The sequence below is a fragment of the Burkholderia sp. NFPP32 genome (genome assembly GCF_900119325.1).
GTDB lineage: Bacteria > Pseudomonadota > Gammaproteobacteria > Burkholderiales > Burkholderiaceae > Burkholderia > Burkholderia pyrrocinia_C.
Window position 1 is genome coordinate 90,788 of the sequence record NZ_FPJP01000004.1, and the last position, 13,419, is coordinate 104,206.

General features: G+C 66.7%; 11 protein-coding genes. 4 read left to right on the plus strand and 7 right to left on the minus strand.

The genetic code is table 11. The features are described from left to right. Positions 1-219: 219 nt before the first annotated feature. A complete protein-coding gene (locus BT264_RS09755; RefSeq protein ID WP_072437287.1) occupies positions 220-1,767 on the plus strand; it encodes a S41 family peptidase in 1,548 nt (515 codons plus the stop codon). 121 nt (positions 1,768-1,888) lie between these two features. Beyond that, complete coding sequence (locus tag BT264_RS09760; protein WP_072437288.1) at positions 1,889-2,641, plus strand: HesA/MoeB/ThiF family protein; 753 nt, start codon at positions 1,889-1,891, stop codon at positions 2,639-2,641. Positions 2,642-2,738: 97 nt separating this feature from the next. Here BT264_RS09760 and ptsP read toward each other — a convergent pair whose 3' ends face one another. From ptsP to BT264_RS09795, 7 genes are all read right to left on the minus strand, one after another. Next, a complete protein-coding gene (ptsP, locus tag BT264_RS09765) occupies positions 2,739-4,511 on the minus strand; it encodes a phosphoenolpyruvate--protein phosphotransferase (protein WP_072437651.1) in 1,773 nt (590 codons plus the stop codon). Positions 4,512-4,712: 201 nt separating this feature from the next. Next, positions 4,713-4,982, minus strand: coding sequence for an HPr family phosphocarrier protein (locus BT264_RS09770; protein WP_072437289.1), 270 nt, complete (start codon positions 4,980-4,982; stop codon positions 4,713-4,715). Between the two features lie 73 nt (positions 4,983-5,055). Further along, positions 5,056-5,526, minus strand: coding sequence for a PTS sugar transporter subunit IIA (locus BT264_RS09775; RefSeq protein ID WP_034179121.1), 471 nt, complete (start codon positions 5,524-5,526; stop codon positions 5,056-5,058). A 233-nt stretch (positions 5,527-5,759) separates the two neighbouring features. Next, complete coding sequence (gene gshB, locus BT264_RS09780) at positions 5,760-6,716, minus strand: glutathione synthase (protein ID WP_072437290.1); 957 nt, start codon at positions 6,714-6,716, stop codon at positions 5,760-5,762. A 27-nt stretch (positions 6,717-6,743) separates the two neighbouring features. Beyond that, a complete protein-coding gene (gene gshA, locus BT264_RS09785; protein WP_034179123.1) occupies positions 6,744-8,033 on the minus strand; it encodes a glutamate--cysteine ligase in 1,290 nt (429 codons plus the stop codon). Between the two features lie 243 nt (positions 8,034-8,276). Next, positions 8,277-9,794, minus strand: coding sequence for an ammonium transporter (locus tag BT264_RS09790; RefSeq protein ID WP_072437291.1), 1,518 nt, complete (start codon positions 9,792-9,794; stop codon positions 8,277-8,279). A 37-nt stretch (positions 9,795-9,831) separates the two neighbouring features. Further along, positions 9,832-10,170: a P-II family nitrogen regulator gene (locus tag BT264_RS09795; RefSeq protein WP_006398175.1), complete on the minus strand. Its 339-nt coding sequence runs from the start codon at positions 10,168-10,170 to the stop codon at positions 9,832-9,834. 355 nt (positions 10,171-10,525) lie between these two features. Here BT264_RS09795 and BT264_RS09800 point away from each other — a divergent pair, with 355 nt between their 5' ends. Together BT264_RS09800 and BT264_RS09805 are read left to right on the plus strand one after the other, a co-directional pair. After that, complete coding sequence (locus BT264_RS09800) at positions 10,526-10,777, plus strand: accessory factor UbiK family protein (protein WP_034179125.1); 252 nt, start codon at positions 10,526-10,528, stop codon at positions 10,775-10,777. Positions 10,778-11,058: 281 nt separating this feature from the next. Next, positions 11,059-12,663: a YifB family Mg chelatase-like AAA ATPase gene (locus BT264_RS09805; protein ID WP_072437292.1), complete on the plus strand. Its 1,605-nt coding sequence runs from the start codon at positions 11,059-11,061 to the stop codon at positions 12,661-12,663. The last annotated feature ends 756 nt before the right edge of the window (positions 12,664-13,419 follow it).

Sequence of the window (13,419 nt, forward strand, 5' to 3'; positions counted from 1 at the left end):
GCGGCACGCCGCGCGAACCTTCGCGGCCCCGCTGCGGTCGAACCCGCTTTCGAACCCGCAGCGCGTCCGGCGGTGCCCCGCCGGGCCTGCTCCGGGCCCGGCTCATGGCGCCTGTTCGCCGCTTTTCGCGGCGTTCCACTGAGTTATCGGACGAACAGTTATACTTGTCCGCTACATCCCCGCTACCGCCACGCGCTTCCCGACCGCACCAGACTCTCTATGCGAATGAAATTGAAGAACATCGGCCTGATTGCCGCGGGCCTCGCCACGGGCGTGTTCGCCACGCTGCAGATTTCCGCGTCGGCCGAGCAGACCGCCACGGCGCCGCTTCCCCTCGACCAGCTCCGCCTGTTCGCGGAAGTATTCGGCCAGATCAAGCGCGAGTACGTCGAACCGGTCGACGACAAGAAGCTGCTGACGGCGGCGATCAAGGGCATGGTGTCGAGCCTCGATCCGCACTCGTCGTTCCTCGACAAGACCGACTATGACGAGCTGCAGGAGCAGACGAAGGGCCGCTTCGCGGGTCTCGGCATCGAGATCTCGCAGGAAGACGGCCTCGTCAAGGTGATCTCGCCGATCGAGGACACCCCCGCATTCCGCGCCGGCATCCGTCCGGGCGACCTGATCACGCGCATCAACGACAAGCCGGTGCGCGGCATGACGCTCGACAAGGCCGTCAAGCAGATGCGCGGCGAGCCGGGCACCAAGGTCACGCTGACGATCTTCCGCAAGAGCGACGACCGCACGTTCCCGGTCACGGTCACGCGCGCGATCATCAGGGTCCAGAGCGTGAAGATGAAGATGCTCGACCCGGGCTACGCATATATCCGCATCACGAGCTTCCAGGAGCGCACGACGCCCGATCTCGCCGCGAAGCTGCAGGACATCGCGCGCCAGCAGCCGAACCTGAAGGGCCTGGTCCTCGACCTGCGCAACAACGGCGGCGGCCTGCTGCAGAGCGCGGTCGGCGTCGCCGGCGCGTTCCTGCCGCCCGACTCCGTCGTCGTGTCGACCAACGGCCAGATCCCCGATTCGAAGCAGGTCTACCGCGATACGTACGACAACTATCGCCTGCCGTCCTTCGACGGCGATCCGCTGAAGAACCTGCCGCCGGTCTTCAAGACCGTGCCGATGATCGTGCTGACGAACGCGTATTCGGCGTCCGCGTCGGAAATCGTCGCCGGCGCGCTGCAGGATTCGAAGCGCGCGCAGATCATGGGCAAGACGACGTTCGGCAAGGGCTCGGTTCAGACGGTCCGCCCGATGACGGCCGACACCGCGCTGCGCCTGACGACCGCGTATTACTACACGCCGAGCGGCCGCTCGATCCAGAACAAGGGCATCGCGCCCGACGTGCCGGTCGATCAGTACGCGGACGGCGATCCGGACGACGTGCTCGTGACGCGCGAGGTCGACTACACGAACCACCTCGCGAACACGCAGGACCCGAACGAGAAGAAGGAACAGGAAGAGCGCGAGCAGCGCCGGATGGATCAACTGCGCGTCCTCGAAGAGCAGAACGACAAGAAGACGCCGGAGCAACGCCAGAAGGACCGCGATCGCAAGCCGATCGAGTTCGGCAGCGCCGACGACTTCATGATGCAGCAGGCGCTCAACAAGCTCGAGGGCAAGACCGTCCAGGAATCGAAGTCGCTGCTCGCCGAGAGCACGACGAAGAGCCCGGCCGGCAAGGCTGCCGCGGCCTCGAAGGCATCGGGCGCGAGCGCGAAGCCGGCCGCACCGAAGCCCGCGTCGGCGCCGAAGTAAGCGCCGGCCGGCATCCGACGGGCCATCGCGGGAAGACCGCGATGGCCCGTTTTTCATGTGCGCCTAGAATACGCAGATACGCCCGCGCCACCGGCGGCGGCATGCTTCGCCCGATCTCCCCATGAACGACGATCAACTCCTTCGCTACTCCCGCCACATCCTCGTCGATGAAATCGGCATCGAGGCGCAGCAGCGCTTTCTCGACGCGCACGCGATCGTCGTCGGCGCGGGCGGCCTCGGCTCGCCTGCCGCGATGTACCTCGCGGCATCGGGAGTCGGCACGATCACGCTCGTCGACGCCGATACCGTCGACCTTACGAACCTGCAGCGGCAGATCCTGCACGTGACGGCATCGGTCGGCCGCGCCAAGGTCGAATCGGGGCGCGACGCGCTCGCGCAACTGAACCCCGAGGTGAAGGTGAACGCGGTCGCGGAGCGCGTCGACGACGCGTGGCTCGACGCGCACGTGCCGGCCGCGACCGTCGTGCTCGACTGCACCGACAACTTCGCGACGCGACACGCGATCAACCGCGCGTGCGTCGCGCACGGCGTGCCGCTCGTGTCGGGCGCCGCGCTGCGCTTCGACGGCCAGATCAGCACGTTCGATTTCCGCGATGCGACCGCACCCTGCTATGCGTGCGTGTTTCCGGAAGACCAGCCGTTCGAGGAAGTCGCGTGCGCGACGATGGGCGTGTTCGCGCCGACGGTCGGGATCATCGGCGCGATGCAGGCCGCCGAAGCGCTGCGCGTGATCGGCGAAATCGGCACGACGCTCAACGGGCGGCTGATGATGCTCGATTCGCTGCGGATGGAATGGACGACGATGAAAATCGCGCGCCAGGCCGACTGCCCCGTGTGCGGGGGCCGGCACTGACGCGCGTCGGACGCATGCGCCGGCCGGCGCATGCATGACCCTTCACGGCGGTTAGCGGCGACGCTGGCGCCTGAGCGGCATAAGCGGCATAAGCGACCTAAGCGGCCGCATCCGCGCGCGGCTCGGCGACCGACAGCCGCTTCAGCGCCGCCTGCACTTCCTCCGGCTCGAATGCGGCAAGCACGTCGGCCGTCGGTTTCTCGAGCGCCTTCAGGTGCGCGCGCAGGATCTCCTGCTTCACGACGAGCAGCTGGCTCGGGTGCATCGAGAACTCGGTGAGCCCCATCCCGAGCAACAGGCGCGTGAGCGCCGGATCGCCCGCCATCTCGCCGCACACCGACACGGACACGCCCGCGCGCTTCGCTTCGCGCAACGTATAGGAGATCAGGTGCAGCACGGCCGGATGCAGCGGGTCGTACAGGTGCGCGACCGCGTTGTCCGCGCGGTCGATCGCGAGCGTGTACTGGATCAGGTCGTTCGTGCCGATCGACAGGAAATCGAACCGCTTCAGGAACAGCGGCAGCGCGATCGCCGCGGCCGGAATCTCGATCATCGCGCCGATGCGCACGTTCGGATCGTAGGCGAGCCCCGCGTCGTCGAGCTGGCGCTTCGCCTCGCGGATCAGGTCGAGCGTCTGGTCGATCTCCTGCGCGTGCGCGAGCATCGGGATCAGGATCTTTACCTGGCCGAACGCGGACGCACGCAGGATCGCGCGCAACTGCGTGAGGAACATCTGCGGCTCGGACAGGCTCCAGCGGATCGCGCGCAGGCCGAGCGCCGGGTTCGGCGCCGTCTCGTAGCCCTCGTCGAGCGCCTCGAGCGGCTTGTCCGCGCCGACGTCGATCGTGCGGATCGTCACCGGCATGCCCTTCATCCACTCGACGGCCCGCTTGTATGCGGCGAACTGCTCCTCCTCTTCCGGCATCTCCTTCTGATGCATGAACAGGAACTCGGAGCGGAACAGGCCGACGCCGACCGCGCCGGCGTCGACGGCCGCCTTCGCATCGTCGGGCAGCTCGATGTTCGCGTACAGGTCGATCTTGGTGCCGCACAACGTTTGCGTCGGCGAGAATTTCAGGCGCTGCAGCTTGCGTTGCTCGAGCAGCTTCTCTGACTGGCGGTACGAATATTCCTCGAGGACGATCGGCGCGGGATCGACGATCACGATGCCCTGGTCGCCGTCGACGATGATCAGGTCGTCCTGGCGGATCAGCGCGCTCGCGTGCTGCACGCCGACCGCGGCCGGAATGCCGAGGCTGCGCGCGACGATCGCCGTGTGCGACGTGCGGCCGCCGAGGTCGGTGACGAACGCCTGGAACGACTGCGTCTTGAACTGCATCATGTCGGCCGGCGCGATGTCGTGCGCGACGACGATCATCTCGTTGGTGCCGTTCGCGGCCGCGCGGTCGAGCGCCTGCGACGCGGACGGCGCACCGGCGAGCGCCTTCAGCACGCGCTCGACCACCTGCTCGATGTCGGCCTTGCGCTCGCGCAGGTATTCGTCCTCGATGTCGTCGAAGTGGCGCGTGAGCAGCTCGAGCTGCTCGGTCAGCGCCCACTCGACGTTGTAGCGGCGCGTGCGGATCAGGTCGATGGTTTCCTGCACGAGCATCGCGTCGCTCAGGATCATCATGTGGACGTCGATGAATGCGCCCACTTCGCTCGGCGTGTCGTCGGTCAGGTCGGCACGCAGCGCTTCGAGTTCGTGATGCACGACGTCGAGCGCCGTGCGGAAACGCTCGACCTCGGCGTCGATCTGGTTCGCCTCGATCAGGTAATGGGCGACGTCGAGCGCCGCCGGCGCGATCAGATACGCTCGCCCGATCGCGATACCTCGTGAGACGGGAATGCCTTGCAGCGTGAAGGACACGCGCACCTCCTCTGTACAAGTAAAGCCGCGGCACACTGCTGCGATGCGCTTATGACCCCGGTTAGCGATTATAAATTCCGCGACTCCCCGCTGACTGCATGCACCGCAGCATTGTGCATTCCGCATCAATGCTTCCGACGAAAAAAATGCCGCGAAATCCGCGGCATTCTGGCTGGAAACGGCAACGATCCCGCGCGACGATCACTGGCCTTCGCCGAACTTGTCGGCGATCAGCTTCAGCAGCGCGTCCATCGCCTCCCGCTCGTCGGCCCCTTCGGTCTCGATCGTCACGGTGCTGCCGATGCCCGCCGCCAGCATCATCACGCCCATGATGCTCTTCGCATTGATCTTGCGCCCGTTGCGTGTCATCCAGACTTCCGACTGGAAGTTGCCGGCCAGTTGCGTAAGCTTGGCCGATGCGCGCGCATGGAGCCCCAATTTATTAACGATGGTGGTTTCTTGTTGAAGCATGATTCTCGGTCGGGTCGGTCGGGACCGCCGGCGTCGCGCGTCGGCGGTGCTGTCTAAAACGGAAAACGGATGATCAGTGCGATTCGGTGCGCGGTTGCGGTTCGGGCGGAATCGGCGCGCACTGGCCGCAGCCGGCTTCCGTCGGCGGCGGCGGCGTGCCGGCCGCCACTTCATGGACGCCCTTCGCGCCGCCGGACAGCGCCTTGTCGACGAGCTTGTCGAGCGGCACGGTGCGATAGCAGACGGCCCGCACGAGCATCGGCAGGTTCACGCCCGCCAGCACACGCACGTTGTCGATCTTCGCGAGCTGGCCCGCGATGTTCGCGGGCGTCGCACCGTACATGTCGGTCAGCACGACCACGCCGTTCTCTTCCTTGAGCCGCGCGAGTTCCGCGTGCGCGAACGCCATCACCTGGGTCGGATCGCTGTCCGCCATCACGTCGATACAGCCGATGCGCGCGGGCACGCCGCCGTAGATGTGCGCGATGCAGTCCCGCAGCGCGGTGGCGAGCGGTGCGTGCGCGATGATCAGGATCCCGGCCATGTCAGATCGCTCCCGGCCGCCCCTGGCGGGCCGATACCCCGCGGCGGGGCAATGAGCGTAGCGAGTGTGGGAAGCGTTTCATGTTCAGCCTTGCAACAGTGTCGGCCCGACCGCCGGGCCTTCGGTGCGCCGATCACGGCACCGGGCAAGCGGGCATTGTAGCAGGCCGGTCAAGCTGCTCCGGCGACGGGGGACCTGCGCGGGCCGCCGCCGGGGGTGCGCAGGAAAACGGCCTACGCGGCCGCGCGCTCCAGCGCGTCGATGAACATCGCGGCGACGTCGAAGCCCGTCTGCTCCATGATCTCGCGGAAGCACGTCGGACTCGTGACGTTCACCTCGGTCAGCCAGTCGCCGATCGCATCGAGGCCGACCAGCAGCAGCCCGCGCGACGCGAGCACGGGCCCGAGCGTCGCGGCGATCTCGCGATCGCGGGCAGTCAGCGGCTGCGCGACGCCGAGCCCGCCCGCGGCGAGATTGCCGCGCACCTCGCTGCCCTGCGGAATCCGCGCGAGCGAATACGGCACGGGCTCGCCCGCGATCAGCAGGATCCGCTTGTCGCCGGCCTTGATCTCGGGAATGAACTTCTGAATCATCAGCGAGCGCGTGCCGTCGTGGCCGAGCATCTCGATGATCGCGCCGAGATTCATCCCGTCGGCCTTCACGCGGAACACGCCCATCCCGCCCATCCCGTCGAGCGGCTTCACGATCACGTCGCCGTGCTCGGCGTGGAACGCGCGCAACCGCGCGGCATCGCGCGTGACCAGCGTCGGCGCGACGAATTGCGGAAACTCGCCGATCGCCAGCTTCTCCGAATGGTCGCGGATCGACTGCGGCTTGTTGAACACCCGCGCGCCCGCGCGCTCGGCGAGTTCGAGCATCCACGTGGCCGTCACGTACTCCATGTCGAACGGCGGATCCTTGCGCATCAGCACCGCGCCGAACGACGTCATTTGACGGGATTCATGCGCGGCCGCCTCATACCACGGATGACGATGCAGGTCGGCCGTATCGCCGACGATCGTCACGCGCTGCACGTCCGCCTCGACGCCCGACCCGGTCCACGCAAGCTGGTGCGGCTCGCACGTGTAGATCACGTGCCCGCGCCGCGCGGCCTCCGCCATCATCGCGTAGGTCGAATCCTTGTAGATCTTGAAGCGCTCGAGCGGGTCGGCGATAAAGAGAATGTCCATGCGGGTCCTGTACGTAGCGAAGGTCCGTTACACCTGGATGGCTTCGGGATCGGTCTTTTCCAGTTCGATCGACGACGCGATCAGCGACAGCCGCGCGACGACGCCGTACATGTAGAAACGGTTCGGCGGCGCGGCGCCCGGCTTGGCGCCGGCATCCGGCAGCGCGGTGTGCTCGAAGCCGAGCGGAACGTAGTGCATGCCGGGCGCGTTCAGGTTCTGGTCGCGCTCGCGGCCGCCGTGCGTGCGGTAGAAACCGCCGACCACATAGCGGTCGATCATGTACACGACGGGCTCGGCCACTTCGTCGCCGACGCGCTCGAACGTATAGACGCCTTCCTGCACGATCACGTCGCGCACCGCGAGGCCGGCCTTCGACTCGGCCATCTGTGCGCGCTCGGCCTTCGACATGCGGCCGATCTCGGCCGCGTCGTGCACGGTCATCACGCCGCGCCCCGCCGTGCCCGCGTCGGCCTTCACGACGACGTACGGCTTCTCGCTGATCCCGTATTCGCGGTACTTGCGCGCAATCTTCTTCAGCACGCCGTCGATCGCGTCCGCGAGCGCCTGCTCGCCTTCATGCGCCTGCCAGTCGACACCCTCGACGTGCGCGAAATACGGATTCACCATCCACGGATCGACGCCGACCATCTTCGCGAACTTCTTCGCGACGTCGTCGTAGCACGAGAAGTGCGTCGACTTGCGGCGCACGGCCCAGCCCGCGTGCAGCGGCGGCAGCAGGTACTGCTCGTGCAGGTTTTCCAGCACGGCCGGGATGCCGGCCGACAGGTCGTTGTTCAGCAGGATCGAGCACGGATCGAAATTCTTCAGGCCGAGGCGGCGCTGCGAACGCTCGAGCGGTTCGAGCACGATCTTCTGGCCGTCGGCCAGCGTGATCGGCGTCATGTCGGTGATGCTCGGGTCGAGCGAGCCGAAGCGCACGTTCAGGCCGGCCTGGCGCATGATCGTCGCGAGCCGCGCGACGTTTTCCAGGTAGAACGCGTTGCGGGTCGGCAGCTCGGGAATCACGAGCAGGTTCTTCGCGTCCGGGCAGATCTTCTCGATCGCGGCCATCGCGGCCTGCACGGCGAGCGGCAGCACTTCGGACGGCAGATTGTTGAACGCGCCGGGGAACAGGTTCGCGTCGACGGGCGCCAGCTTGAAGCCGGCGTTGCGCAGGTCCACCGAACAATAGAACGGCGGGGTGTGTTCCTGCCATTCGAGCCTGAACCAGCGTTCGATCGCAGGCGTCGCGTCGAGGATCTTCCGCTCGAGTTCGAGCAGCGGACCGTTCAACGCGGTAACGAGGTGGGGAACCATGAATCACTCGCGAGCGGGAGAATGAAGATTGTAGAGCAATTGCCCTGCCCATTTGGGGATTGTTCCCGGCTTCGCAAGGGTTTGGAGGAAGTTTTCGGCTATTGACCCGATAGCGCGAAGGGTTATGCGCTACGGCAGCACGCGGCAGGAGAAAAAAAGCCCGCCGGGTGGGCGGGCCGAAGTCGCTGCGCTCATTCGTGGCGGGCGCCGTCTGCGCGGCGGCCCGCCGTGCATCCTTATGACTTATTCGACATGCTCGCCGTGCAGGATCACGTCGAGGCCTTCGCGCTCTTCCTCTTCGGACACGCGCAAGCCCATCGTCAGGTCGATCAGCTTCAGCAGCACGAAGCTCAGCACGCCGCTGTAGACCAGCGTGATCAGCACGCCCTTCGCCTGCAGCAGCAGGCTGCCGTCGGCACCGCCGATGTCCTTGACCGCGAACACGCCCGTCAGCAGCGCGCCGAGAACCCCGCCCACGCCGTGCACGCCGAACGCGTCGAGAGAATCGTCGTAGCCGAGCTTCGACTTGAGCCACGTGGCCGACCAGAAGCAGATCACGCCCGCCGCGATGCCGATCACGAGCGCACCGGCGACGCCGACGAAGCCGGCAGCCGGCGTGATCGCCACGAGACCCGCGACCGCGCCCGACACGATACCGAGCACCGACGGCTTGCCCTTCGCGATCCATTCGGCAAACATCCAGCCGAGCGCCGCGCAGGCCGTCGCCACTTGCGTGGTCAGCATCGCGAAGCCGGCACGGCCGTCGGCCGCGACCGCGGAGCCCGCGTTGAAGCCGAACCAGCCGACCCACAGCATCGAGCCGCCGATCATCGTCAGCACGAGGTTGTGCGGCGCCATCGATTCGCGACCGTAGCCGACGCGCTTGCCGAGCACCAGGCACGACACGAGGCCCGCGATACCGGCGTTGATGTGCACCACCGTGCCGCCCGCGAAGTCGAGCACGCCGTCGGCCGACAGCCAGCCGGTCGGCTCCCACACCATGTGCGCGATCGGCACATAGACGATCAGCGACCAGAGCGTCATGAACACGAGCATCGCCGAGAACTTCATCCGGTCGGCGAACGCACCGCAGATCAGCGCCGGCGTGATGATCGCGAACGTCATCTGGTAGACGAAGTAGACCGATTCCGGAATCGTCGTCGCCAGGTGGCTGACGGTCAGCGTCGTCGCCTTGTCGCCCTTGATGTAGTTCATCCCGTGCAGGAACACGCGCGACAGGCCGCCGATGAAGCCGTTGCCCGGCGTGAACGCGAGGCTGTAGCCGACCACCGTCCACAGCACCGTGATCACCGCGGTGATCGCGAAGCTCTGCATCACGGTCGCGAGCACGTTCTTCTTGCGGACCATGCCGGCGTAGAACAGCGCGAGACCGGGGATCGTCATGAACAGCACGAGCGCGGTGGAGGTCAGCATCCACGCGGTGTCGCCGGCGCTGATCTTCGACGAATCGACGGAGAACGGTGCGGTCGGCGCGGCGGGTGCGGCCGGCGCGGACGCTGCGGCGGCGGCCGATGCGTCGGCGGCGGCGCCCGAAGCCGGTGCGGCGGCGGCCGCTGCGGCGGATGCGTCGGTTGCAGCCGGCGCCGAAGCTGCCGGAGCAGCGGCAGCCGATGCGTCGGAAGCCGTTGCGGCGGGCGCGGACGCAGCCGCGGCGGACGCCGCGTCGTCGGCGAGCGCGGGGCCGACGCCGGCCGCGATCAGCGAGCCGGCCATCAGCAGGGACATCAGAAGTTTGCGCATCTTGGGTTTCCTCTTGTCGCTTGTCTTGTCTGTTCTGTTACAGCGCGTCAGCGCCCGTCTCCCCGGTGCGAATCCGGATCACTTGTTCGATCGGCGTGACGAAGATCTTGCCGTCGCCGATCTTGCCGGTGCGCGCGGCCCGCTCGATCGCCTCGACCGCCTGGTCGACGAGGTCGTCGGACACGGCCGCCTCGATCTTCATCTTCGGCAGGAAATCGACCACGTATTCGGCGCCGCGATACAGCTCGGTATGCCCTTTCTGGCGCCCGAACCCTTTCACCTCCGTCACCGTGATACCCGAGACGCCGAGCGCCGACAGCGCTTCGCGCGTCTCATCGAGCTTGAACGGCTTGATGATTGCGGTAATGAGTTTCATGAAGTCCTCTCGCTGGGTTGTCCCGTCGAATTGGTTGGAATGTTGTAACGGACTCTTCTCAGCAACTCGCATGCCATGTTCGTCCGAGCGCCGTCTCGAAGGGCTCCGTAACGGGGTCGCATCCCGTGATGTAAGGTGCGGAAGCCCGGCCGAATGGCCAACATGGCCCGGTTTGCTGGCGCGGCGAAAGGATCGTTGCTAGAGTGCACGCACGTCCCGGCTCGCCGGGACATTCACCCATGCGGGCGCCATGCCCGGAATTCGCGCTCCGGGCGCACCATTTCCGGTCATGCGTGCATCATGGGCACGTACGCAACTGAAGATGCACAATTTTTGTGCAAGGAAGGGGAATCACATGAAGCAACCCAGCGACGTTTTCCACGATCTGCAGTCGCGCGTCAGCGATCTGCTGAAGAACTCGCCGGCCAAGGACGTCGAGCGCAACGTGAAGGCCATGCTGTCGCAAGGCTTCTCGAAGCTCGATCTCGTCACGCGCGAGGAATTCGACACGCAGGCGCAGGTGCTCGCCCGCACCCGCGTGCGCCTCGAGGAACTCGAAAAGCGTGTCGCGGAGCTCGAGCAGAAGCTCGCGGCACCGCAGGCCTGACGCCCGCCACCCGACCGCAAGGTCCGGGCGCGGGCCGCCTCGCGCGGCCCGCGCCCGCCGCCCCGAAGCCATACCGCCGTTCTTCGTAGTCCGTCGTTCTTCGCAGCTCCCCGCTCTTCGCCGTTCATCGCTCTTCGCCGTTCATCGCTCTTCGCAGTCCGTCGTTCCGCAGTCCCTCGTTCTTTTCCCGCGCCACGCCGGCAAGCGCGCACCGATTCCTCCGATTCCCGCGGCATGCGGCCCCGAACGGCCGTCGCCCATCTGTTTACAGGAGCCTCGCCATGTCGCTCGCCGTGGTGCGCAGTCGCGCGCCCGCATCCGGCCGCGCGCCGGACGTTACCGTCGAAGTCCATCTCGCCAACGGGTTGCCGTCGTTCTCGATCGTCGGCCTGCCCGATCTCGAAGTCCGCGAAAGCCGCGAGCGCGTCCGCGCCGCGCTGCAGAACTGCGGATTCGAGTTCCCCGTGCGCCGCATCACCGTCAACCTCGCGCCGGCCGATCTGCCGAAGGAGTCGGGCCGGTTCGACCTGCCGATCGCGCTCGGCATCCTCGCCGCGAACGGCCAGATCCCGGCCGACGCGCTGGCCGGCCGCGAATTCGCGGGCGAGCTGTCGCTGACCGGCGCGCTGCGGCCGATGCGCGGCGCGTTCGCGATGGCGTGCGGTGCGGCACGGGACTGGCGCGCGGGCGAAACCGGATCGGGCCTCGGTTCCGGTCCGGGCCCGAATTCGGTCGCCCTGTCCGGCTCCGCGGCAACGGCGCGTCCGCCCGAGCTGTACCTGCCGCTCGACAGCGCGGCCGAGGCGGCGCTCGTGCCGGGCGTCACGGTATTCGGTGCGCCCGACCTGCCCGCGCTGTGCGCACACCTCGCCGATGCGCCCGACGGGCGGCTGATGCCGGTCGCGGCGCCTTGCCTCGACGGCCTGCCGGCGCCAGCCGCGCCCGACCTCGCGGACGTGGTCGGCCAGCGCGGCGCCCGGCGCGCGCTGGAAGTCGCCGCCGCGGGCGGTCATCACATGCTGATGGTTGGCCCGCCGGGGGCCGGCAAGTCGATGCTGGCCGCGCGGCTGCCTGGCCTCCTGCCGCCGCTGACCGACGACGAGGCGCTGACGTCGGCCGCGCTCCTTTCCGCGAGCCGCCTCGGCTTCTCGCCCGCGCAATGGCGCCGGCGGCCGTTCCGCGCGCCGCATCACTCGTCGAGCGCCGCCGCGCTGGTCGGCGGCCGCAACCCGCCGCAGCCGGGCGAAATCACGCTCGCGCACCTCGGCGTGCTGTTCCTCGACGAACTGCCGGAATTCGACCGGCACGTGCTCGAGATGCTGCGCGAGCCGCTGGAAGCCGGCCGCATCACGATCTCGCGCGCGGCGCAGCAAGCCGACTTCCCGGCCGCGTGCCAGTTGATCGCCGCGATGAACCCGTGCCCGTGCGGCTGGCACGGCGATCCGTCAGGGCGCTGCCGCTGCACGCCGGACGTCGCCGCGCGCTACCTGCGCAAGCTGTCGGGGCCGCTCGTCGACCGCATCGACATCCAGATCGACCTGCCCGCGCTGTCGCCGGCCGAACTCGCGTCGCGCGCGTCGGCGCCCGGCGAGCCGAGTGCAGCGGTGGCCGCGCGGGTTGCGCAGGCGCGCGCGCTGCAGCTTGGCCGGCAGGGCAAGACGAATCACATGCTGAGCGGCCGCGAGACCGACGATCTGTGCCGGCCGACCGACGAAGGCGAGCGGCTGCTGCGCGAGGCCGGCGAGCGCTTCGGCTGGTCGGCGCGCGCGTATTTTCGCGTGCTGAAGGTCGCGCGGACGATCGCCGACCTGGCCGGCGACCCGCTGCCGACGGCCGCGCAGATCGCCGAGGCGATCCGCTACCGGCGCGTGCTTACGTCGCTCTGAGCGCCCCCGGAGGACAAAATCCGGCTGCCGAGACTTGATCTATGCACAATTTCGCGAATCCGGCCCCGGATTGCAGCTCGCCGGGGCCCGCTCATCGAAAAATTCGCATCCCTTTGTTTTATTTATTTTTCAAAAACCCAGACGAATTGCAAAACGGGGTGGAGGGTCGCCCGACGCGGTTCGGCAGCCGCGCGAAATCACGCTGTTCCTCGACGAACTTGAGGTTAGGTGTTCTTTTAGGTTGTATGTCTGCTTTATATATCTATCGAGACACTTTGGGGGATACCGGGGGGATTGCTGGTGCCCTGCACAAGGGAGCCTTAGTCATCATTCATTTCAAATCGGGTCAATCAGTCGACCGCACAATTCGAACGACTACAGTCGAGGCGCTTATGCGCCGCCCCTCTTACAGGCCGTATCTAGTCAAAGAACTCAATCCGTGGTTCTGACCACATAGGCGTAAGCGCGATTGGAGTGCAGCCGATTACGCGCGATTACATCCCGCCAGTTCGATCGCCCGCAGGCACTTCCCTGGCAACCGATTACGGGATAGACGCCATAATTTCCTCAAGCGTCGTTTACACAATTTCCGGATATCGACTCCAGGAAAATCGGACGTTTGGAATCTATATTTTTATCTTATTTACTGCAACCCCATGTACGTTAAACAATTGTTACGCCAAGGCAATGCCACGGCAAAATTACAAATGAAACCGATATAACGCGAACCCAAGCCAAGTGCGAGCCTCATGAAAA